The 23,723-nt window shown below is 46.7% G+C and carries 20 protein-coding genes and 1 pseudogene; 10 read left to right on the top strand and 11 right to left on the bottom strand.

Annotation, left to right across the window (positions count from 1 at the left end; genetic code table 11):
- The first annotated feature begins 126 nt into the window (after positions 1-126).
- The 4 genes from FPZ43_RS18600 (at position 127) to FPZ43_RS18585 (ending at position 3,410) form a co-directional block, all read left to right on the top strand.
- Positions 127-1,122 (top strand): S1/P1 nuclease, encoded by a 996-nt coding sequence (locus tag FPZ43_RS18600; RefSeq protein WP_186461900.1) that lies wholly within the window; start codon positions 127-129, stop codon positions 1,120-1,122.
- Positions 1,119-1,355 carry a hypothetical protein gene (locus tag FPZ43_RS18595; protein ID WP_146383430.1) on the top strand — a complete coding sequence of 79 codons (237 nt, stop codon included), beginning with the start codon at positions 1,119-1,121 and terminating at the stop codon, positions 1,353-1,355. Before FPZ43_RS18600 ends, FPZ43_RS18595 begins: the two co-directional genes overlap by 4 nt.
- A 243-nt stretch (positions 1,356-1,598) precedes the next feature.
- Positions 1,599-2,534 (top strand): rhodanese-like domain-containing protein, encoded by a 936-nt coding sequence (locus tag FPZ43_RS18590; RefSeq protein WP_146383429.1) that lies wholly within the window; start codon positions 1,599-1,601, stop codon positions 2,532-2,534.
- A 129-nt stretch (positions 2,535-2,663) separates the two neighbouring features.
- Positions 2,664-3,410, top strand: coding sequence for an SDR family oxidoreductase (locus FPZ43_RS18585; RefSeq protein ID WP_146383428.1), 747 nt, complete (start codon positions 2,664-2,666; stop codon positions 3,408-3,410).
- 66 nt (positions 3,411-3,476) lie between these two features.
- On the opposite strand, the gene FPZ43_RS18580 is transcribed toward FPZ43_RS18585, so the two are convergent.
- The 6 genes from FPZ43_RS18580 to FPZ43_RS18555 all read right to left on the bottom strand — a co-directional run bounded on the left by FPZ43_RS18580 (position 3,477) and on the right by FPZ43_RS18555 (position 12,493).
- Positions 3,477-4,952 (bottom strand): aminotransferase-like domain-containing protein, encoded by a 1,476-nt coding sequence (locus FPZ43_RS18580; protein ID WP_146383427.1) that lies wholly within the window; start codon positions 4,950-4,952, stop codon positions 3,477-3,479.
- Between the two features lie 255 nt (positions 4,953-5,207).
- Positions 5,208-6,377, bottom strand: coding sequence for a PepSY-associated TM helix domain-containing protein (locus tag FPZ43_RS18575; protein ID WP_146383426.1), 1,170 nt, complete (start codon positions 6,375-6,377; stop codon positions 5,208-5,210).
- A gap of 10 nt (positions 6,378-6,387) precedes the next feature.
- Positions 6,388-8,829, bottom strand: a complete 2,442-nt coding sequence (locus FPZ43_RS18570) for a TonB-dependent receptor (RefSeq protein ID WP_186461899.1) — start codon at positions 8,827-8,829, stop codon at positions 6,388-6,390.
- 208 nt (positions 8,830-9,037) lie between these two features.
- Complete coding sequence (locus FPZ43_RS18565; protein ID WP_222431010.1) at positions 9,038-10,060, bottom strand: alpha/beta fold hydrolase; 1,023 nt, start codon at positions 10,058-10,060, stop codon at positions 9,038-9,040.
- 118 nt (positions 10,061-10,178) lie between these two features.
- Positions 10,179-10,958, bottom strand: coding sequence for an alpha/beta hydrolase (locus FPZ43_RS18560; RefSeq protein WP_222431009.1), 780 nt, complete (start codon positions 10,956-10,958; stop codon positions 10,179-10,181).
- A 56-nt stretch (positions 10,959-11,014) separates the two neighbouring features.
- Positions 11,015-12,493 (bottom strand): catalase, encoded by a 1,479-nt coding sequence (locus FPZ43_RS18555; RefSeq protein WP_146383423.1) that lies wholly within the window; start codon positions 12,491-12,493, stop codon positions 11,015-11,017.
- A gap of 569 nt (positions 12,494-13,062) precedes the next feature.
- Here FPZ43_RS18555 and FPZ43_RS18550 point away from each other — a divergent pair.
- The 3 genes from FPZ43_RS18550 (at position 13,063) to FPZ43_RS18540 (ending at position 16,123) form a co-directional block, all read left to right on the top strand.
- Positions 13,063-14,115, top strand: coding sequence for an alpha/beta hydrolase (locus FPZ43_RS18550; RefSeq protein ID WP_146383422.1), 1,053 nt, complete (start codon positions 13,063-13,065; stop codon positions 14,113-14,115).
- Between the two features lie 128 nt (positions 14,116-14,243).
- Complete coding sequence (locus tag FPZ43_RS18545; RefSeq protein WP_146383421.1) at positions 14,244-15,140, top strand: helix-turn-helix domain-containing protein; 897 nt, start codon at positions 14,244-14,246, stop codon at positions 15,138-15,140.
- Positions 15,137-16,123 (top strand): oxidoreductase, encoded by a 987-nt coding sequence (locus tag FPZ43_RS18540; protein WP_222431008.1) that lies wholly within the window; start codon positions 15,137-15,139, stop codon positions 16,121-16,123. The genes FPZ43_RS18545 and FPZ43_RS18540 overlap by 4 nt, the downstream gene beginning before the upstream one ends.
- 66 nt (positions 16,124-16,189) lie before the next feature.
- Here FPZ43_RS18540 and FPZ43_RS18535 read toward each other — a convergent pair whose 3' ends face one another.
- From FPZ43_RS18535 to FPZ43_RS18520, 4 genes are all read right to left on the bottom strand, one after another.
- Positions 16,190-16,612: a hypothetical protein gene (locus tag FPZ43_RS18535; protein WP_146383420.1), complete on the bottom strand. Its 423-nt coding sequence runs from the start codon at positions 16,610-16,612 to the stop codon at positions 16,190-16,192.
- A 182-nt stretch (positions 16,613-16,794) separates the two neighbouring features.
- Positions 16,795-17,142, bottom strand: coding sequence for a hypothetical protein (locus FPZ43_RS18530; RefSeq protein ID WP_261381146.1), 348 nt, complete (start codon positions 17,140-17,142; stop codon positions 16,795-16,797).
- 40 nt (positions 17,143-17,182) lie between these two features.
- Positions 17,183-17,425: a hypothetical protein gene (locus FPZ43_RS18525; protein WP_146383418.1), complete on the bottom strand. Its 243-nt coding sequence runs from the start codon at positions 17,423-17,425 to the stop codon at positions 17,183-17,185.
- Positions 17,426-17,546: 121 nt separating this feature from the next.
- Entirely contained in the window at positions 17,547-18,329 is a 783-nt protein-coding gene (locus tag FPZ43_RS18520) for a succinate dehydrogenase cytochrome b subunit (protein WP_146383417.1), read from the bottom strand.
- Positions 18,330-18,886: 557 nt separating this feature from the next.
- Here FPZ43_RS18520 and FPZ43_RS19760 point away from each other — a divergent pair.
- The 3 genes and pseudogenes from FPZ43_RS19760 to FPZ43_RS18500 all read left to right on the top strand — a co-directional run bounded on the left by FPZ43_RS19760 (position 18,887) and on the right by FPZ43_RS18500 (position 22,542).
- Positions 18,887-19,060, top strand: coding sequence for a winged helix-turn-helix transcriptional regulator (locus tag FPZ43_RS19760; RefSeq protein WP_261381145.1), 174 nt, complete (start codon positions 18,887-18,889; stop codon positions 19,058-19,060).
- 163 nt (positions 19,061-19,223) lie between these two features.
- Positions 19,224-19,955 (top strand): annotated as a pseudogene (locus FPZ43_RS19640) (SDR family NAD(P)-dependent oxidoreductase).
- A gap of 271 nt (positions 19,956-20,226) precedes the next feature.
- Complete coding sequence (locus FPZ43_RS18500) at positions 20,227-22,542, top strand: glycoside hydrolase family 3 N-terminal domain-containing protein (protein WP_146383414.1); 2,316 nt, start codon at positions 20,227-20,229, stop codon at positions 22,540-22,542.
- Between the two features lie 261 nt (positions 22,543-22,803).
- Here FPZ43_RS18500 and FPZ43_RS18495 read toward each other — a convergent pair whose 3' ends face one another.
- Entirely contained in the window at positions 22,804-23,664 is an 861-nt protein-coding gene (locus FPZ43_RS18495; RefSeq protein WP_146383413.1) for a sigma-70 family RNA polymerase sigma factor, read from the bottom strand.
- Between the last annotated feature and the right edge of the window lie 59 nt (positions 23,665-23,723).

Here is a 23,723-nt window from a genome sequence, read left to right as displayed (position 1 = left end):
CATAATGCTCTGCAAAGGACGCAAACTCATCATTCAATATCGCTTCGTATTTGCTTCCTCTGGTTACGGCGGAACGCAGGTTATCAGGAACAATGGCACCAGGAACTCCACCGAAATAGTGTACATTTGACGAGCAATACAGCTTATGTGGTATCAGCTTATCTGAACGGACAGGCGATGTCGGATGTGGCAACCTGGGCTGACGAGAACCGTAACCCGAAAACGGCTGGCTGGCATTACCTGAACCTGCCCCTGGGTTTGAGCCACGAGGCTTTTGTTTCTGCGGTTTCACAGAGCGATAACAACGTTTATACAGCGATCCTGAAAACAGAAGCGAGTTTAAAAGACAAGAACTTATCTGCTGAGGCTAAGAACGAAGCCCTGAAATATCTGATTCATTTGGTTGGTGACGCGCACCAGCCGATGCATGTAAGCCGTAAAGAGGATAAAGGTGGTAATACGATACAAGTTCGTTTTGATAATAAGGGCACAAACCTGCACAGCCTTTGGGACAGCAAGCTGATCGACCACGAAGGTCTCAGCGAACAGGATATCGCGAAGAACTATGATGTAGCTACTTTAGCACAGATCAAACAATGGCAGGCGGATAGTCCTATGGAATGGCTTTGGGAAAGCTACCAGATCAGCAGTGAGCTTTATGGATCGGCTAAACCGGGTCAGACTATCAGCGACGCATATTATCAGAAATACATACAGGTCACCCGCAGCCGTATCGACCAGGCAGGTATCCGCCTGGCAGGCGAATTAAACAAATTGTTCAATTCCGCCTCTGCTCCTGCAGTGGTAAGCAGCCCTAAAGCTTCGGCTCAAAATGCTGCTGATGTTTCCGTGATCAAACTCGAGGATATCAAAAATGCTACCGGGAAAACAGTTACAGTAAGCGGCAAAGTATTCAGCTCAAAAGATATCGGCAGCATGGTACTGGTGAACCTGGGTGCGGCATATCCGAATCAGCTGTTAACTGTCGCGCTGAAAGGCAGAGCTAAAGAACTGGGGAAACAGCTTGACGATAAAACGATCACGGTAAGTGGTGAAGTGATAGATTATAAAGGAAAGCCTGAGATCATCGTGACCGATACCGCCAACTTAAAAATCAAATGAACGAAGCTTTTGTTATTCAGGTTACCTGGCAGGGCCATGAAAAAGAATATAAGGCGAGGTTTGAACGGTGGGGTTACACGCATCGCATATCAGTGCTGATCGATGAAACTGTTGTGATCTTTGAGCCGGATGAAGCAGGAGACTACAGGGCATTGAGTTTCGATAACAAAGCTGAGATATCTTTAGAATTACTGCGGGCCCTCTCCGTCAGGATCGCCCAACTGAGCACTTAGTCTGATGTATTTTTTCAGCCCGCGCAGCAGCGGGCATGGACAGGTAAACTTTTGCTTCAGTCGGGATGGCACGGAACTTTGGTCCTGCTTATTCTGATCTAAATTGACAAATGTCAAAAAGTTGCTTTCGCGACAGGGCTAAATTTGTACACAGAATTCTTAATCAGCAGACTTTTGTAAAATTAAGATCCTTCATTGAACAAGACCCCAAAAAAACTTATTTCACCCTGCATTTTGTGAAAGATGGATACATTGATCGAACTGGTACATGTTTACGGATTATGGATGATATTCGTCATAACCCTGCTGCAAAGCTTAGGGCTTCCGCTTCCGGCGTTCGCTATTCTGATGGTAACAGCGGCTTTTACGCCGCTGACCCTGACGGATATTGTTGCGCTCATATTTACAGGATCAGCCGGCTCACTAATCGGTGACTTTATTTTATATTCAGCAGGTAAGCGGTACGGCACCCGGATCCTCGGCAGGCTTTGCAAAATCTCCATATCTCCCGATTCCTGCGTAAGCGGCAGCAGTGATTTGTTTGAACGCTTCGGATCGCCGGCCCTGACCTTAGCGAAATTTATTCCCGGCCTGTCTACCATCGCTCCTTTAGTAGCTGGGGTTTACAGAATGCGGCTGAGTGTGTTCGGGATATTTTCATTTATTGCTGCTGTCGTTTATCTCGGCAGTGCTGTTTCGTTAGGGGTATTTTTCCGGAATGAGATCAGCAGCATCATTGCAGCGCTTTCTGACTATGGGAAAATAGGTGGTCTGATCCTCGCAGCTGCCTTCGGCTTATATCTTCTGGCGAAATGGATAAAACGAAAGCGTCTCATTAAGCAATTTAACATCGACCGTGTTACGGTCAGTGACTTATATGAGCTGATACAGGAACAGTCAGGTCCTGTTATACTTGATGCGCGTCCGGCAGACCAGCGAACCAGGAATGGGTTTATTCCCGGTTCGATACTCATCGGTGATAAAAACCTTAACGAAATAGCTGAACGGTTTCAGCGTCATAACGAAGTGATCATTTACTGCTCATGTCCGAACGAGCTCACCGCTGCCCGGTACGCTGAAAAGCTAAGAAAGGTTGGTTTGAAACGTATAGGGCCGCTGTTAGGGGGAATCGATGAGTGGGCGAAATCAGGCGGAAGGGTTATATTCGATCATCGTTAGCCGTTAGGACGATAAGGTTTATCCTGGTCTGGACTGGCTTTCATATGAGTCCTGGATGACCAGCTGATGTCCTGAATGATGTTACTTTGCTCAGGCTATTAAAATTGTAGCTGACTTAAATTATTAATTATGAAAATCTTAGTAATCGGAGGCACAGGACTCATTGGTAAAACAGTTTGTTACAAATTAAATAAAGCAGGTCATGAAGTTGTGGTCGGCGCACGTTCGGCAGGCGTCGATATTTTAACGGGAGCGGGATTAGCACAGGCTTTGGAAGGAACAGAGGTTGTGATCGACCTGTCAAATTCCGCCTCCCCTGACGATGAGACTGCTCTGAATTTTTTCAGAACAGCCGGCAAAAATATTGCAAGCGCTGAGAAGCTGGCGGGCGTCAAGCATCACCTGATTCTATCAATAGTAGGCACCGACCGTGCACAATACATAGGATATCTCCGCGCCAAGAAAGACCAGGAAGATAATATTATCAATTCAGGCATTCCTTACACAATAATTCGTGCTACGCAGTTTCACGAACATATCGATACAATAATCTCCGTACAAGGTGAAGGTGATAAAGTATTCGTTTCGACGGTCGATTATCAACCGATAGCTGCCGAGGATGTAACAAATTATGTTGTGCAATTCGCGCTGGGTGAGCCAAAGCAGAAGATCGTGGAGATTGCAGGTCCTGAAAAGGCCCCTATGACAGACTTTGTAACTAAGTATCTGGAAAAAACGGGTATCGAAAAAACAGTCATTCCGAATGATGATGACAAATATATGTTTTTCGAAATTCCAAAGTCTTGCCTGGTTCCCACAGGCGACTTTTATAAAGGAGAGATGAATTTTGATACTTGGATAGAAAAGAACAAATAATCTTATTCTATCAATCAAAAGGCCGGCATTATAAGCCGGCCTTTTTTATACCTTCATGTGCCAAAACTATAAGGAATCTTTTAACGTCTGCATAAATTGAGCTATTTCAGACGGATTCAATGACGCAAAACCTAACCGAACACCATTTATACGCGAATTGTAGGGGTAGATGCTGCCATCGCTTAAAAATGCCCCTTTTCCCGCCATTCTCTCTGCCAGTAACGTGACAGAATATTCTTTCGGAAAAACTGCCCAAACTGCCATTCCCCCTTTTGGTCTCTCGAAGGTTACGATGTCAGACGCTGCGATCTGCAAAGCGTCACAGAACAGGTCCCTTCTGTATTTATATAATTCAACAGAACGCCGCAAGTGTTTTTGCATCTCACCCGAATTGAAGAGGTGAGCAATTGACTCTTCGAATAAAACGTCTCCCCTGATGTCTACCATTTGCTTAAGTTTGGCAGCCTGCCATATAAAATCATTACTGCCGACGAGGTATCCCAGACGAACAGTTGGTGATAAGGTTTTTGATATTGAACCAATATATAATACATAACCACCATGAGCAGCACTTGCTAAAGGTAATATAGGGCTGTTTTCATAGTGGAAATCATAATCATAGTCATCCTCTATAACCGGGAGCTTATACCTCCTGATGACATCAAGCAGTTTTATTCTTCTTTCTCCACTGAGCGTCACCGTGGTAGGGTGGTGATGATGAGGAATCAGATACAATAGGTCCGGCTGCTGTGTACGGCAGATTTCTTCAATTGCATCGACATCGATCCCATCATCGTCGATTCTGACCTTGATCAGCTTAGCACCTAGTTCTTCGAACAATCTGTTTGCCAAAATATAGTTAAGGTCGGCTACTACGACTGTACTTCCTGGTCGCAAAATCATTCTGGCGGCAATAAAAATCGCTAATTGTGCACCTTGGGTGATCAGGATATTTTCAGGAGCAATATCCAGTGCCCTTGTTTTTGACATAAAATCGGCAAGCTCTTTCCTAAGAAAAGAATTTCCCGCAGCTTGTTCAGTTAAAAGCGTACCGTGCAAATATGTTCTGCGTATCAGAGTTTTATATCGATTAAATATCATATCGAAGGGTGCGATCCTTTGATCAGGATATCCGTCATTTATCAGCAGCTGGTACGCCTTTAGTTCACGTGATCCTCTAGGGATTTCAGAGAAGCGATGGTAAAAGTAGTGTTCTGCTTCCGGAAAAGACTTTTCAGGTTCTTCTTTCTGAAAAGGCGTTGGTTTGACCACTGGCAGCTTGTTGGACACGAATATGCCTTTTCTTTCAATCACTTCCAGCCAACCCTGGATTTTTAATTCTTCATAAGCTGCAACAATTGTTGTCCTGTTTAAGGACAGGATGAGTGCCATAGCTCTGGACGAGGGAAGTTGATACCCTGGTTTTAATTTGGAATCTCTTATCAGATCGATAAGTGCATCGGCCAATTGACGGTAGATGGCTGTGCCGGATTTTTTATCGATGTTGAGCAGACTGCTGAAAGGTAGTGTTTGGACTGCCATGATATTTGAGACTAAATAAGGAGGACTTGTAAAACATGTGTTAATTTAAGAAAAAACTAATTTGTTCTTTCAAATCATGAATCATCAAAAGATATCTCAGGTGTTGCTCAACACCTGAGATATCGTTGAGTCATCAATGGCGTACATCTACAATTTCTATGGTATTAGGTGCAATGCATTTGACATTCATCAACTTGCTGAAGTTTCTGTAAAAACCTCAACTTGTATTTACTAAGATCTTTGTTTTTTAATAATTTAATTTAAACTTTTATCAAGTCGTCGTTGTCTGACAGAATGCGCCCCTCTACCTTTTCTGAGTAGTATCGATTTTTTTTTGCCTAAATAAATAAATAACCCGGTCACCGGCAGAGAAGCACTGATCAATCCAGCCAGAAACATGATGATTTGACCGCTTAGTCCTGCGATTTGCCCGACATGAATATCATAGTTCATTCCTAACAGGACTAAGCCCGTACTTTTCCTTGTGTTAGGTAATTCCTTCAGGACTTTACCTGTGTACTGATCGATGGAATAAGTATCGCTGTAGCTGAAATGAAATACCCGTGGGTAGCAGGTGTAAGAAATCGGACTTTTTGGTAATGCTCCCGGAGAGATCAGCATCATTTCTGTTTTCGGCGATCTTTTGCGGGCATACAGGAAGCCGGCATCGATGATTTTTATAACCGCGATATTCTGTACTTTGGTTGTCGTATCAGATGTATATTTCTTTAGTTCCTTTTTGTATTCCTTTCCTCCGTTAGCTGTCCAATAGATACTTTTGCTCAACCAGTCATACGACATGGAAAGTCCGCTGAATGCAAGAAGAAAACTGATGCTGAAAACATAAAATCCGATCACACTATGCAAGTCATAATTGACCCTGCGCCACCTGGTCTTCCATTTGATAGTCAAGCTTCGCTTCCGATCAAACTTTCGAAGGGGCCACCACAAAACCAATCCGGTGATCATTATGACCATAAATATGATGGTCGACGAACCGACAACCGTTTTTCCTATCGCCGGCGGAAAAAAACAGTAAAAATGAATACTCTTAACCGTATTGAAAAAATTGTGCTTAAAATCCGGGTCGTCATGGATCAGGCGGCCCGTGTAAGGATCAATAAACAATGAATGCTGTACCTTACCCGTGTCAATACGCACCTGTGCAGTACGGTCAGGGGTGTAATAATTCACTAAGCTAACCTTGCCGCCCGGATATCTTTCTTTAGCGATCGTGATAAGCCGTGAAGGCAGCAGCATATCCCCGCTCCCTCGGTTAACCTTCCGGTAGGAAAACAAGGCATCCTGTATCTGATCCTGAAAGGAGTAGACACAGCCTGAGATACTGACAATAAACACGACCAGCCCGGACAGTAATCCGAGCCAGCGATGAATGAATAAAACTACTTTTTTAAACAAAGACATTCCCGGTCAATTAAAATCTGAAACTGATATTGGCAACGATCTCCCTCAGCATTTGCGGGTTCATTGTGCCGCTGCCCACCCAGTAACGTTTATTGCCGACGTTATTTATTTTCAGTCCTACCCGGTATTTCACCTGGTCATAAAAAACAGCTGCATTATAGATAGTGTAAGAAGGCAAAATGAACTGTCCGTAAGTGTTACTGTTGATCGCAAAGACCTTTCCGGCATAATTACCGCCGGCACCAAAGCCAAGGCCTTTTACCAAGCCGTTGCTGAAACGGTAACTCATCCACAGGTTGGCGGTACGCTCCGGACCTGCGTTTGTCGGGCGAAGGCCCGTTTGTGCCGTCGTGGTTTTTGTGTATACGCTGTAATTATAGCCATAGCCGCCTATCACGTTGAGACCGGGAAAAGGGTTGGCAACAGCCTCTATCTCAACACCCTCACTGACCTGCGTACCGTTTTGTATGGAAAGGACAGGATTGGCCTCATAAGGGCGTACGATATCTGTCACTTTAATATGGTAATAGCTGATGGTACCGCTTATTCTGCCACCGAGCAGGTCATATTTCACACCGCCCTCTGCCTGTTTGGAATGCTCCGGCTTGAATGGCTTGCTCTCGAAATCGGTACCTGTTTTATTGGTAAATCCCGACTGGTAGTTGCCGAATACCGACACATGCTCGGGAATAACCTGGTAAACCAGGCCGAATTTCGGGGCAATGGCCGTTTGCCTGTACCCATCCGAGGTCACGTTGGTGGAGTTATTCAGAATGCCTTTATTGTCGAACCGGTCAACACGCAGACTGATCAGTGCTAAAAAATTGTCAGTGATATTGAAAACGTCGGATGCATAGGCGCTGTACGTGTAAGAATCATTTTTTGTGGTCAGTACGGTACCTGCAGGACGGTTGGCATATGCAGAATCTACTTTACTTTCGTTGAAGTTGTAGTAGGCATTGCCCGGGTTCGTCAGGCTGACGAAGTCGAAAAGATCGTTGATCCGGGTAGCCGGTGTTTTGGATGTCACATAAGCAAAGCGGTTAAAGTTGATGTTCGTGCGGGCGTGAAAATAATCGAGCCCGAGGGTCAGCCGGTTGCGGAACTTACCTATTTTGAAATCCCCCGTTACGTTCTCCTGCAGTTCAGCATTCAGGTCTGTCCCGTTAGGCGACCATACCATACGCTCCAGGTAAAGCGGATCTGTATAGGAATTAACGCCGGTCAGCGTTCTGACACTGCTGCCAGGTATGATATAGAAATAAGGTGCAGGACCTTTTGAAGTACTGCTGGTCACGCTGAAATTCGTCTGTGATTTCCAGCGGGAATTAAATATATAGTTCATTTGCCCGAAAACATTGGTATTCTGGCCTGTTTTCATAACATCGTTGTTCGAGAATGTGCTTTTATAATTGACTGGGATCTGATCTGCACGGTTTGCACCGAATGCGCTGACATTGACGGTCGGATACAGGTAAAAATACTGGCTGCCCCCGCTCTGCAGCGTATTGAATTCGGCGTCAATACTGAAATTAAGGCGGTCGTTAACCCTGTATGATAAGGTCGGAGCCAGAAAAAAGCTTTTCCGGTAACCGTTATCGCTGAAACTGTTCTGATAATTGTAGGCCGTATTTACCCGAAAAAGCACATTTCCCGCACTATCCAGCGGGGTATTATAGTCGGCGCTGATACGGTTGAGGCCATAGCTCCCGCCGTAATAGGAAACCTCACCGGCTGCTGCTTTGAAAGGCTTTTTTGTCACCCGATTGATCAGTCCTCCGTATGAGGTCATTGCATTGCCGAATAAGGTAGCTGACGGCCCCTTGATCACCTCGATCGCTTCCACATTTACGGCGTCTGCAATGGTCGTGATATTTCCGGCTAGTCCGTTACGCAGTCTGGCCTGGGTAGAAAAACCGCGAAGCACAAAATTGGTCGCACCTGATCCGGCCCTTCCGGTAGCATCGAACAGCTTTGTCACGCCCGGAGCATTACGCAGGGCATCGTCCAGGTTATTGATCTGCTGATCCCTCAGGAGCTCCTTACTGATGCTCGTATACACCTGCGGGTTCTCCAGATTACTTAGTGGCATTTTAGCGACGTAGTCACTTCCCTTACGCGTAAACTTATTTGTTCTTCCCGAGCTGATGGTCACTTCCTGCAGCGCACGGTTGCTGATATCCAGTCTGACAGGATCCAGCTGCGTGGTTTTCCCCGCTGTGACATCAGCCGGAAGCTGTACCGGGGCGGCACCGGTCTGGGATATCAGCAGGATATAAGCTCCGGGCTGTAGTTTCAATTCAAAGTTACCGTGATCATCTGTCGCTGTACCTGAACCTTGCCCTTTAACGGTAACAGAAACATTGTCGGCATCTTTTCCTTCGGAGGTGAGTACCTTGCCCCTGACGGTTCCCTTGTTGCCCTGGGCATGAGCGCTCGCAACGCAGAACATAAAGATAAAAAGCCAGAAGCCCTGGTTACGTGGAAGTTTAATCATTTTTATTTAGACTAATTATAATTTGTAACAATGCCAGCGCACCATGAAAAACCATGCCATGTTTTTTAATAATTAATAATCAGCATTTTAAACTTCACTGTTTAGCAAAAGAACGATATATCGTTCTTCAATATCGTCACAGACGAAATATCGCATGCAAGATCTATTGCGCCATCATATACGCGTCAGACACAGCCTGTGCGAAAGCTTCCGGCGCTTCAGATGGAAGATTGTGACCAATGCCGCCAAGGACGGTCCGGTGCATATACCTCCCGGTAAACATCCGGGCGTAGCTTTTTGGATCCGGATGAGGCGCGCCATTGTCATCTCCTTCGATGCTGATAGCGGGAACACTGATCACCGGGAAATTTTTCAGTCTTTTTTCCAGACCGGCATAACGTGATTCACCTTTGGCTGCCCCTATCCGCCAACGGTAATTATGGATCACGATATCGACATGATCTTTGTTTTCAAATGACCTTGCTGAAAGATTAAAAGTACTGTCGCTGAATTTCCAATGGGGTGAGGCGTTTTGCCAGATCAGCTTTGCCATGGCTATGCGGTTAGTCCTGTAACCGGTCTCACCTCTTTTTGTAGCGAAATAAAACTGGTACCACCATGCCTGTTCTGCCTCGGGCAGCAGCGGCTTTTTTCCTGCTTCAGGGCTGCCAATGAGATAGCCGCTAACGGAGACGAGTGCTATACAACGTTCCGGCCACAGTGCAGCCACGATATCAGCCGTACGCGCTCCCCAGTCAAAGCCTCCGATAACAGCCTTTCGAATTTGCAAAGCGTCCATCAGTTCGATCACGTCGACCGCAAGTGCCGACTGCTGCCCGTTCCTGAAAGTTCTGGCTGAAAGAAAAACAGTGGAGCCGAAGCCGCGGAGGTACGGGACAATGACCCTGAAACCTTTTCGGGCCAGTATCGGTGCGACAGAAGAAAAACTATGGATATCGTACGGCCAGCCGTGGAGAAGAATAACTGCCGGCCCCTCAGCAGGTCCGGATTCGGCATAACCCACATTGAGTACGCCGGCATTTATATGCCGTATCCTTCCTAACGCTTCAACTGTCTCTTTGGAACTGCCTGACAGTTCTTGCCCTTTGGCAGGCAATGCCAGTCCCGTCGAGAGACAGTATAACAAAACAGCTAACAGCGATATTTTCTGAGATTGTATGATCATATTTACGCACATAACGGGGATTTAATTATGGTGACGGGACCGTTAAATCAGGCATACGCCCCGAAGAGCTGTGCCCGTTTAAATAACCGGCCGGACGCTGCACGTCCGGCCGGGATCCTTATTTTCCGCCTGCTGCGGTAATGATCAGCCTGGCCACGACATCAGGATGAGAAGCGAATATCAGGTGACTTCCTTTCGCTTCTATGGTCTTCGTATTCGCACGCTTGTACATATTTCGTTCAACATCGGGGTTAATGCTTTTGTCTTCCGTTGCGACAATACCATAGCTCGGTTTCGTATGCCATGCCGCATCGTTCAGTTCGGTCGCGAAGCTTTCTCCCAGAATGGGCTGCTGCGAAGCAAACAGGAAATCAGTCTCGGCTTTGCTCAGATCAGCCGCAAAACCTGCCCGGAATTTGCTTTTATCATAGTAGACGAAACCGTGCTCATCAGGCGCTAAGATGCCGTTCTCCGGAGCAGCGGGAAGTGAGGTCGCCCATTTGAGCGTATTTTCTCCCTTATCGGGCTGATAGGCTGCGACATAGACCAGCGCCGCAACTTTTTCATGCATACCTGCCTCGGTGATGACGACGCCGCCCCAGGAGTGACCGACAAGGATCACCGGCCCGTCCTGCTTATCCAGGATCCTTTTCGTCGCATCCACATCATTTTTCAGCCCCGTCAGCGGGTTCTGAACAATCGTCACATTGTAGCCCTTCGCACTCAGGATATCGAAGACACCACGCCAGCCGGAGCCGTCGGCGAAAGCACCATGAACGATAACAATATTCTTAACAGGCTGTGTTTGTGCCACCAGCGGGTTTGCAGCAGCAAAAACAGTTAGCAGAAGTACCAGGACGAACATGCCTGGTCTCATTAGTTTTTCAGAGATTTTCATAGCGGTATTTATATTTAATAAGATCGTTTATAGGCCCGGTCAGTACCGGCAAAATTTCAGTGATGTAAAGCCCCCGAGAGATCGATATTTAATTTCTCGCTTATCCTGCTGCTGAGATCGATATCTGCCCGGAAAAAATGGCAAAGCTGACGGTTGATGATCTCCGCGCGTCCGGGCCCTGTGATACCGGACATGGCATCGGAAATATTGCTGACCAGCGCCTCTTTTCCTTCGGGGTCAAGTACTTTCCTGTAAAAGACCCCGGGCTGGCTGAAATGGTCGTCTTCACCGGGCGCATTACGGTCAAACCAGTCCAAAACCTGTGAATGCGTATGCTCAGCAGGTCTTTTGTAGTTGATATCCTGATGAATGGTATCAAAACTGTTCGGGTAATAGTTCGGCTGCCCCCCGCCGTTTCCGTCCGTGCGCATTTGCCCGTCCCTGTGGTAATTGGCAACCATGAACGGACAGCGGTTAACCGGAATGTAATTGAAATTGATACCGAGGCGGTAACGCTGCGCATCAGGGTAAGCGAGTATCCGGCCCTGCAGCATTTTGTCAGGAGAAAACCCGATGCCGTCCACGATATTGGAAGGCGCAAAAGCTGCCTGTTCCACATCTGCAAAATAATTGGCCGGGTTCTCATTCAGTTGGATCGTCCCGACCTCAATAAGCGAAAAATCTGACTGGCTCCAGGTCTTGGTAAGATCAAAGGGATTATATCTTTGCTCACCTGCCTGTTCCGACGTCATCACCTGTATATACAGCTGCCATTGCGGAAAATCCTTTTCGGCAATAGCAGTTAACAGATCACGCTGTGCAAAATCAGGATCACGCCCCTTAAGCTCACCGGCTTCCCTGGCACTGAGATTTTTGATACCCTGCAATGTTTTGAAATGGAATTTTACAAAAACCACTTCATTTGAGGCATTGATCATGGAATAGGTATGGCTGCCGAAGCCGTGCATATGACGGTATCCGTAAGGTGTCCCCCTTTCGCTCATCAGAAACAGGACCTGGTGGAGGGATTCCGGATTAAGACTGAAAAAATCCCAGGTCATCGTTGGGTTTTTACAGTTCGTGTGTGGATCACGTTTCTGGGTATGTATAAAATCCGGGAATTTCTTCGGGTCCTTCAAAAAGAATATCGGTGTATTGTTGCCGACGATATCCCAGTTCCCGTCTTCGGTATAGAACTTTATAGCGAATCCCCGCGGGTCACGTTCCGTGTCTGCACTCCCGCGCTCACCTCCCACTGTCGAAAACCTCATAAATATACGGGTCTCTTTTCCAACCGCATTAAACAGTTTCGCCTTGGAAAACCGGCTGATATCACTGGTCACCGTAAAAATTCCGTATGCGCCGGAACCTTTGGCATGAACCACCCTTTCCGGGATGCGTTCCCTGTTAAAATGGGCAAGTTTTTCATGCAGGATAAAATCCTGCAGCAATAGCGGACCTCTCGGCCCGATGCTTTGCGTGTCTTCGTGGCTGGCATAGGGTATACCGGATGCTGTAGTCAGTTTTTCATTCATCGTTGTAGCTATTGAGTGCCGAAGGCATGACAAAGAACAGACCATACTTACAAACAACTGTACAACAATACTTTATAAAACTAATGAAGAGCTACGCCCCACTTTATTTCGTTAATCGTTCGGGATTGCGCGATATAACATCGTCAAATATACTATCACTGATAAACCGTTGTAAATAAACTTTTTTGGACACCCTTCCGACCCTTCGCCACTTCATCGCCAAACAGCGAAATGCAGTGCGGAACAAAACCCTAAATCGACTACAATCTATTCATTATCATTTTGTTATGAAAATGGCACAGGTTTAGAGATCTGGGACTCATCCAATTACAAAAAAAACAGATGATCACACCCGCGATTACACCGGCACGTAATAACCCTTTTTCAACCGCCAAGTCAGGCAGGTACGGATCAGGGAAAACCGCTGCCCCGGTGAAACAGGGTGACCACCCTCCCTACTCCCTGCGGGACCTAAGCAGCGCCCGCTGCATATATAGCAAACCCTCCAAATCCAGTTAATAGCCTGAATCACGAGAAGAGTATCCGTAAATAATTAATTGATGACCACTATGAAAATTTTAAAGTTCAACAAGAAGCTTGCAGCCGCTGCCGCGCTGTTATTACTGAACATTCATGCTTTCGCACAGGAAAGGCCATATCCAGGCGAAGAAGACCCACTGGTACTAAAGGAGATCCGGCCTTTTCTTAAAGCTTTGAATTCCGGCGGCGGCAAGCCGATCGAGCAGTTAAGTCCGCCGGAGGCCCGTAATGTACTCACCGGTGCCCAGAATTCCGTCAGGTTCGATTATTCAAACGTAGACGAAACGGAAAAAACGATCAGCCAGAACGGCACGGGCGTTAAACTTCATATAATGAAACCGAAAGGCGTTAAAGCAAATGCCCCTGTATTTATCTTTATTCACGGTGGCGGATGGGTGCTGGGAGATTATCCTACCCACAGACGTCTGGTACGTGACCTTGTCACAGGAAGCGGAGCAGTCGCTATTTTTCCGGATTATTCAAGGTCGCCGGAGGCTAAATACCCCACCGCTATCAACGAGATCTACGCCGCAACAGAATGGGTTGCACAGCATGGGGCGGAAATCGGCGTAAACGGTAAAAACCTTGCCGTTGTCGGTAACAGTGTCGGAGGTAACATGACAGGCGTTATCGCGCTGATGGCTAAAGACAAAAAAGGCCCCAACATACAATTACAAGTCATGCTCTGGCCGGTAACCGATGCAAATTTCGATACAGAATCCTACCATCTTTTCGCGAACGGCCGCTTCTTATCAAAGAAAATGATGCAGTGGTTCTGGGACAGTTATTTGCCTGACACGGAAAAAAGAAAGGAGATTTATGCATCACCTTTGCAAGCAACTACAGAGCAGCTGAAAGGGCTGCCGCCAGCCCTGGTACAGACAGCCGAGAATGATGTGCTTCGTGATGAAGGCGAAGCTTATGCCCGCAAACTCAACGAAGCCGGTGTGCCGGTAACGCTGACAAGATACGGCGGTCTGATCCATGATTACGGACTCCTGAATCCCATCGCGGATGTGCCGGCCATAAAGGTTGCGATCCAGCAGGCTGCTGCCACAATAAAAGCCGCGCTGTATAAATAAACACTTAATCCCAGGGGCTGCCGGTTTTCGGCAGCCCTTTTAAGAGTCTCATTCAAAAAGTAAAATGATCTGTTTTAGTATTTTTGCCGCACCCGGATGTATGGCGCATTAAGCATAAAGGGGCAAAAATGGTCAAAGTACTCAAGCTTCATTCCTTCTACGACAATATTAAAAACGGTCCCGGTAAAGATCAGTATGAACCTGCACATTTTAATATCGTTCGTATCGAGGACATGCTGTTCACTTTGGAAGCTCCCTTGAATTACCGCAGGCGCTCTTATTATAAGATCAGCCTGGTTAAAGGCAGCAGTACGATACATTACCCCGGACACCGTATCGTTATCGGCGAAGCGGCACTGGTGTTTACAAATCCACTCATGCCTTATGACTGGGAAAGGAACGAAGAAAAACAGGAAGGGTACGTTTGCATTTTCACAGAAGATTTTCTTCCGGGTACCTCTCTACGGGACCTGCCCGCATTCAGATTCGCAGAAAACACAGTTGTTGAACTTCAGCAGGAAAATTTCGGAAAGTTCGAAGCCCTTATTATCCGAATGGATGATGAACTCCGAAGTGATTATCTGTACCGTTCCGAACTGATCCGGAGTTTGCTTACAGAACTGATATTCGAAGCACAGAAAATGGTGCCCGCCACGGTCAGCCCACAGGCAGGTTCCAACGCATCCGAACGGCTAGCGGTCTCTTTCATGCGCCTGCTGGAAAGAGAAATGAATATGGATGTCAGTTACCGCAAGCCCTGCCTGCTCTCCCCCGCCGATTACGCCGGCCGGCTGGCGGTCCATGTCAATTATCTGAACAAGGTTTTAAAAGAGATAACCGGGCAAACGACCACACAACTGATCAACGCCCGTATACTCAGCGAGGCGACCGTGCTTTTAAAGAACACTAAGCTGATGGTGAGCGAGATCGCCTGGGCGCTGGGGTTCAGTCACCCTAATCATTTTTCCTCGTTCATAAAAAAACAGACAGGATTGAATCCGAAAACTTTCAGAAACTCCAAATGATTGGATCGTGTAGGTTTTGGTTTCCTGCAGTTATTTTTTACCGCGAACGATACCCGAATTTTGTATCAAAACAAATAATTATGTGGACAGCTAATGATATGCCTGAACAGTCAGGCAAAACCGCACTTGTAACCGGCGCAAACTCCGGTATCGGCTTTGAGACAGCCATGGCACTTTACAGAGCAGGGGCACATGTTATCCTCGCAGGCCGCAACATCGAACGCGTTGAAAACGCAGTGGATCGTATCTTATCTTCCAACGGAGAAGGGAAACTTGACAGCGTTGTCTTTTCACTTTCATCGCTATCAGAGGTGAAGACCGCTGCGGAAATGATCAGCTCAAAAATCAGCAAACTCGACATCCTGGTCAATAATGCCGGGGTAATGACCCCGCCGGCGGGGAAAACCGAAGATGGTTTTGAACTGCAATTCGGAATTAACTTCCTCGCACACTTTGCGCTGACAGCACGTTTGTTTCCACTGCTGAGGAAAGCTTCCGGATCGAGAGTGGTTACCGTCAGCAGCGGCGCCCACAAGTTTGCCGGATCGGTGGATCTGAATAATGTACGCACGGAAAAAGATTATGATGCCGGCAGGGAGTATGCGATCAGCAAACTTGCCGACCTTCAGTTCATGGTAGGCCTGCAGCAGAGACTTGAAAAAGCCGGGCTTGATGTACTGTCTGTGGGTGCCCATCCGGGAGTCACTGCATCTGACCTGTCCCGCCACATGACTAAAGCAGATTACAATGCGGCGCTGGAACAACTCGGGGAACTGATGCCCGCATGGCAGGGTGCGTTGCCATCTCTATATGCTGCAACTGCAAAAAATGTAACAGGGGGCGGATACTACGGCCCTGACGGGGAACGTGAGCTGAAAGGCTATCCGGCACCGGCTGTCATAAGCAAACCGGCAAAAGATCCAGCGCTTATAAATAAGCTTTGGAAATTTGCCGAGGAAGCGACAGGGACGCTTTTGTTTTAAACAGAATATCCTGATCCTGGTTTGCTATAATTCTTCAGGATCAGGAAAACTGTTAAGGAATAACTGTCAAACAACTTTATATTCTGCTGCCTGTACGATGCAACTGAGTGCCTGATAATGCAGATCAAAATTAATCAGATCAATACCCTGACTTAGAATGTCATATTGTAATATATTGTCGTTCACTGACAGTCGAAACAACTTCTCTTCAGTGATCAAAGGCAGCGAAAATAGAAGCGTATCCTTACTGGCGTTATATATCTGATCGGTCCTTCCTTTATCACGATAAAGGGATTTACAAAATGCAGCTACGCAATCTGCTATCGATCTTAGGAGTCTTTCCGGTTCACGGTCATTGTAGACCAGAAAGCGATAACGATCATTGCTGAGGTTACTGACCATCAGTTTTTCTGAAAGGGAAAGGCGTTTATAGATACGGTCCAGGTCTATGGCGATATATCCCCTTATACCGTTTAACGAGGGCCTCATGATCCTGCTACGAAAAAGCAACCGATACTGATCAAACCATACTCTTTTTCCTTTTTGATAAAGTCCGCGGAGATCCCTGAAGGACCGGCTGAGTTCTTCTGCTTACTCTTTATCCCCGGGAACATTTGCGGTGTATTCTGACAACATACCTTCCAGTTTTTAAAAGACCTCATTTATTCCTGCTACTTACCGCGGACATAAATATTGGCGTTGTCCTGGCCCGGCACTCCGCCGTTTGGCCTTGCCACAATACCCGGTGCCCGTCCGGCGAGTGAATTGGAAATGTTAGGCACCGGCGCTTTCGTCAGCTCCGTGCCCTTTACATCCGCTACCGATGAAGTGAGCGATGTCTTTTTCTGCACACCGTAACCGACAACCATCACCTCGTTAAGATTTGTTGAAAGTTCGCTCAATTGCACGTTGATCGTCCTCTCACTTCCGATGGCGATTTCTTTGTGCTCAAAACCGATATAGGTGAATTCCAGCACGCCTCCGGTATTTTCCACCGTAAGTTTAAAAAAACCGTTCACATCGGTGACAGTGCCCGTCGAAGTACCTTTTAATTTAATGCTAACCCCCTGGTAAAGGCAGGCCCTTACTATCGGTAACCTTTCCAGTAAGCGTTATCGCAAGGCGTGTTGAAGAAAATCGGATGTTGTGATCTGCGGCCGCCTTTTTCTTAATGGCTGTAACCGAAGCAAATACATGCTGGTTGCATAATAGAGCGGCCGAAGCTGTGGCGAAGATCGCCACCTGTAAAGACCTGCGAAAGGAAGATACCGTCCGCATTTCATGTTGCGAGTAAAATTTCATACAGCAGTTAATTGTGTTTTTATATTCAGTTTGGTTAAAACCTTCGTCGATGGCTGAAATACGAAGAACCAGCCCGGGCAAGCAGGCCAAAGACAATGGAAAAATAAAGCCTGAAACTTTCCTATTGCAGCAGATGCTTCAGATAAAAGACCAGGGGCATGGATGCAAATCCAAGCGGGATAATGACAGCAAACAGCCATGTTCCGGTAAATTTGACGATCGGCGTATACTTCTTGTGCCGCCAGCCCATTGTCTGAAAGGCGCTCTGAAATCCGTGTAAAAGATGAAAGGAAACAACGGTCACGGAAACCAGGTAAAATATTACGTACCACAGGCTCTTGAAACTTTCCGCCACGATGATATAAAGATCTTTCGTCCTGACGATCTCCGTGTTACCTTCCATCGTTACGGCATATTCGAACTTATGAGTTGCGGGGTGATATTCGGACACTTGACGTTTACCGGTAAGAAGGTCTGTGCGGTACTCCCGAAATGCTATTTCAGTGTATTTATAGCGGTACCAGAAATCAGCCATGTGGATCACGATAAAGACGAAAAGTATACTGCCAAGAAAACCCATGTTTCTTGAAGACCAGGACGCCGGCGAACGGGATACAACCGCATATCTGACCGGTCTTGCCCTTCTGTTCTGGATAGTCAGCGCCAACGCATAGATCGCATGCACGATGATGGTCAGGTAAAGAAGGTAAGCAATCACCTCGACGGGTGGAAAGTGGGTCATAAAATGTGCGTAGGTATTGAAACTGTAGCCTTCGTCTCCGGCGAACAGGGTCATATTCCCACTGACATGAACAATAAGGTAAGTACACATAAATGTACCGGTTAAAGCCATCATCAGCTTTTTGAAAAGGGAAGAATTTAGTGTGCGTAAAAAGTCGCTCATAGTTGATGGTGTTGGTTAAAAGTTTCTGAAGTTTTCCAGCAGTTACAAGGCAAATGCCAACAGGCCAAAACCGCATTTCAGAGGATCTACAGCTATCTGCAGTTGTGCTTTCGGACGAAATAAAGCCGACATACGGCACGAACACGAAATATCGTCGGAACAAAAAGCTGCGCATCCGATGCTTTCGCAGGCGACAGGAATTATTTCATGATGCATGAATTGCGTTACCATCGTCCCATTCGTCGGAATAACAGTTTTTTTATCAATATGGCCATAAGCCTCTCTCCCGGATAACGAAATGGTATAATCTATGTATTACTGATTTATCACCCGCTGCTTAATTATTGACAAATGAGTTATAACAGAAACGAAACATTAGATTGTAAAAGAAATCCCAATAACGACTGCGGCGTGGAAGCTGCCTTATCCATCATTAGCGGCAAATGGAAACTCAGGATATATAAAGCCCTAAGGCGCGGAGGGCCTGTTCGTTTTTCCCATTTAAAAAAGGGCTGGACGACATTTCAGAAAAAACGCTCACTGTTCAGTTGAGAGAAATGGAACATGACGGTTTGCTGATCCGCGTCAATTATGCCGAGGTGCCTCCCCGGTTAGAATACAGTCTGACAGCGCGCGGCCAGAAACTCGAGCCGCTGTTTCTTTCACTGGAAAATCTCGGACTCGCCTATATTCTCCAAAGGATGCACCAGGATGATACAGTGAGGATTTAAGCCAGGCAAACGTGTCATCGCATTGTTAGATTTATTTTTAACGGGCCTTCTAAATTGTTTAAAATCAGCATTACTTACCTGAAGGTAATGACCTTTCATCCGGGTCAGCTTGTTGACTGCTCTGTTTATTCTCTTTTTTTTGAAATAAAAAACAGAATTGAAAATGAAAATACTGATTACGGGCGGTTCGTCGGGCAAAGAAAAAGGCCTGGCGGAAAATTTTTATGAAAAGGGATTTGAAGCACTGGTTACCAGCCGTGATGAGAAAAAGCTGGCACAGCTGGCGAATGATCTGAAATGTATCAGGACAGTGGTCTATGACAGTTCTGTTATAGATGATGAGGCCAAAGTGGTGGATTTCATCAGAGATGAATGGGGAAATGAGCTGGACATACTGTTCAAAAATGCCGGGCATGTCGCAATTACACCATTTGGAAATCTGGACAGGGAGACACTGGAAAACATGTACAGGGTACACCTCACCGCTCCTTCGATGTTAACAGCAGGTTGCCTTGACGCACTTAAAAAAAACAAAGGTCAGATTCTAAATATAACGAGCAGCCACGAGATAAAACCCTATCCTCAGCTAATGGCTTAATCGTCTGCAAAAAGCGGACTGAACATGCTTACGAAGATCTGGGCGCTGGAGCTGGCGCCATTTGGCATCAGGGTAAATGCACTCGCGCCGGGGCCTACAGATACGCCGGTACTCAGCAATGCAGGTTTTTCCGCTGAAGATATAAAAAACATACAGGATGCAGAGCAGGATGAGATACCACTGAAACGCCGGGGCGATGTGTCAGATATTGTTGGTATCGCTGCAGCGCTGACCGGCGCAGCATCCTGGCTTACAGGAGCCATAATCCCTGTTGACGGCGGGATCTCCGTAAGCTAAAACATTTCCTGCTGGTGGTGTCGCCCTTAATCTCATGCGATTCAGGCGACATCCTCAACTATCGAACGAACGATATATGGTCGAACGACGAGATCAGCGAACGACATTTCGTTCACAAACAATCTATTCAGCGTCATAACAAAAAAGATGTTACAACAAACAATTGACTTACAGCGCTTTGCCTTAGACAAAATATGGCGAAAAAAAGTGAAAGTTATTGGAGCATCTTTTGCAGCATCATACAAAATTAGCACCATCAACCAATCTGTCAATGAATAAAAGCTCGTGGAGGACAACATTAATCTTGTCTTTATCTCTTTTCCTTTCATTCTCCCTTAGGGCACAAGTATACAAAGATCCGAAAAAAAGTGTTGAAGAACGGGTCGGTGACCTGCTCAAACGCATGACGCTTGAAGAAAAGATCGCCCAGATGAGCATGACATCTTTGTCAGGCTCACTCAAAAACCCGCTTTCCGTGGGCGTGGTGGAAAGCCCGTTTATCACCGCCGGAGAGATCGCGGTCCAGTCTGCGGCGGCAAAAAGATATGCACGGGAGAAAACAAGACTTGGCATCCCTCCGATTCAGATTGGTGAATGCCTGCATGGTCAGCTGGCTGCAGGCGCAACAATATTCCCGCAGGCGATCGGTCAGGGCAGCACCTGGAACCCTTCTCTAATCAAAAAAATGGCCGGGATAATCGCTTCAGAAGCGTCCGCTTCAGGCGTAGACCAGGCACTTTCCCCCCTTTTCGACCTGATCCGTGATGCGAGGTATGGAAGAGTTGAAGAGTGCCTCGGAGAGGATACGTATCTCGTTAGTCAGCTGGGCTGCGCGTTTGTTACAGGGATACAGGGAGAGGCCGCTGAAAGCAGGCTAGGCATACCGGAAGGTAAGCTGATGGCCACAGGTAAACATTTCGCGGCCTACAGTATTCCGATAGCGGGCGTAAATGTGGCACCGGCTGAGGTCGGAGAGCGAGAATTGAGGAGCATGTTCCTCTTCCCGTTCAGGGATGCTGTAAATAAAGCCAATATTTATTCGATCATGCCTTCTTATAACGAGATAGACGGCATACCCGCACACAGCAGCAAATTTCTTTTAAAACAGGTTTTGCGTGAAGAGTGGAATTTCGGAGGTTACGTGTTTTCCGACTACGGCGGACTGACTCAGCTTTATGATTTTCACAAGGTCGCCAAAACAAAAGCCGATGCCGCAATGCTTGGTATACAGGCGGGTGTCGACCTGGAGGCTTCACGGCCTGATATTTATAAAACGCTCCCTGAACTTGTTAGAAACGGCAGGCTAGCGGAAAGCGTCATCGACAGTGCTGTGGCACGTATATTAAGAATAAAATTTAAAGCCGGACTCTTTGAAAAAAAACTGCCCGATACGCTCTCGCTGAAAAAGAAACTGCATACGGCGGAGGCGGTAGCGCTGTCACAACTAATTGCTGAAGAATCGATCGTTCTGCTTAAAAATCAGGGAAATATATTGCCTCTAAATATTAACTCATTACATTCTATAGCGGTAATCGGCCCCAATTCGGATAAAGTTCAGTACGGGGATTACAGTTCCACGCGCGATAACCGTTCCGGAACAACCGTACTTAAAGGGATCAGAGAATATGTGGGGGACAAAGTAAAGGTCAACTATGCATTGGGCTGTGAATTATCAGGCCCGGATACCAGCAGGTTCGCTGAAGCGGCCGAAGCCGCCCGCAGGAGTGACGCCGTCGTCGTTGTTTTAGGCACGACGAGTGTGGTTTTTGAAGGTATTGGCTGGAACGGAAAAGCAGGAAAGGATGAGCCTACCGATCCTTTCAGCTGCGGTGAAGGTTATGATGTGACCGATATTGATCCCCAGGGTGTTCAGCGCAAACTGCTGCAGCGGTTATACCAGACCGGCAAGCCTGTCATACTCGTTCTTGTTCACGGCCGACCATGGAGTATCAGCTGGGAAAAGCAGCATATTCCTGCAATACTTGAAGCCTGGTATCCGGGCGAAAAAGGCGGAAATGCGGTGGCCAATATCCTGTTTGGAAAAGTTAACCCGTCAGGGAGACTCAATATGACCATCCCTCAGTCAACAGGACATATACCGGTTTATTACAATTACGTAAATTCTTCAAAAGGCAATAACAGGCAGCCCGGCAGTTTTGAGAAGCCAGGGCGTGACTATGTATATTCTTCCACTGACCCGCTTTTTCCTTTCGGATTCGGACTGAGTTATACGACTTTCAGTTATTCTGCTTTAAAAGTCAGTTCTGATACGCTGTCTGGACATAAAGAAATCGAAGTTCAATTATCCGTGACAAATAATGGAAAAGTGAAGGGCAAAGAAGTGGTTCAACTGTATTTAGGAAATAAAGTCAATTCAGTAAGTACACCTGAAAAACAGCTCAAAGGATTCAGCAAGATCGAAATTGCGCCGGGTAAAACCCAAATTGTCAAATTCACGATAAAAGCCGAAGATCTGGCCTTCTGGAACCGCGACATGAAAGAAGTTACGGAACCGGGAGAGTTCGATCTGATGATCGGCAGGTCTGCAGAAGATATCGTCTTGAAAAAGAAATTGTATCTGAAGTAGCAGTCTCTTCACGGCGAAATGCCGTATAGTAATTTAAAAAGCCGTGTCAGCCGGAACCCGGGGGTATTAGCAACCGGCTGACACGGCTTTTAAACAGGGATTAGGTATAAGTGGTCTCGAAAATACACCGGAACCGCCTAAAAGGCGAAACACAAGCTCAAAATTTTCGGAAGACCTCCGGCAGCCCCTCAAGCGGGATGTTGGCAGGCAGACTGTTCTCACTACCGTGTCAGCGGGCATCAATTTAAAAACTTACACCATTTAATTAAGGCAGGACCTCAGCTCGTTTGCCTTATCAGAGATCCGCAATTTTTCAAGCGCGCCGTCCTTTAGTCTCCTTGTGTGCTCGACACATAGATTCAAGATTCGGGCGATCTCTTCCAGCCGCAGGGCATGCCCGGTTTCCAGACCAAAGAACAGGATTAGCAAGTCCCGCTCCCTTTGTGTAAGACCTGTCATCGCTTCTTTGATATCCTGTCGAACTGATTCGGCCAAGAGACCTGCGTCGGGCCCTGCTTTTTCCGTACTTACTGTTTCGTGGAGTGTTGCAGGACTGTCGGCGCTTATCGGGTGGTCGAGTGACAGCGTGATCTTGTCCTGTATGAAAAGTTCAGAGAGCATATCGACATCAACACCAACCTCCGATGCCAGTTCTTCATTGGTCACGCTGCGCTGATAGCGCTGTTCCAGCAAGGATGAGGTTTGCATACATTTATTGAGAAGCGCAACCTGATTAAGCGGAAGATGAATAAATCTGGTATATTCCTGAACTGCACCGGAGACCGCCTGCCTGATCCACCATACAGCATAGGAAATAAACCGGAATCCTCTGGTATGATCAAAACGACGTGCTGCACGTATCAGGCCTAGATTGCCCTCACTAATCAGATCACTCAGCGAGATACTGCTAGTTTGGTATTGTTTGGCTACGGATATCACAAATCTTAGATTAGCAGTGACCAGCCTCGCTTCTGCCTCCCTGTCCCCTTTCAAAATACGCGTACAAAGTGACTGTTCTTCCTGAGGGCTTAATAACCCTATTTTTTCAACGTCCCCGAAATAACGTCTCAGCAAATCACCGTCCCGCGGTGTGATTGCTGCTGTAATAACTAATTTTCTCATTGCCAAGATATATGTTTACCAATGTTTGCCCTACAAAGGTGAGACTGCTCCTGACTGAA

The sequence above is a fragment of the Mucilaginibacter pallidiroseus genome, from assembly GCF_007846085.1.
GTDB lineage: Bacteria > Bacteroidota > Bacteroidia > Sphingobacteriales > Sphingobacteriaceae > Mucilaginibacter > Mucilaginibacter pallidiroseus.
This window is presented reverse-complemented; position numbering and strand designations above follow the sequence as displayed.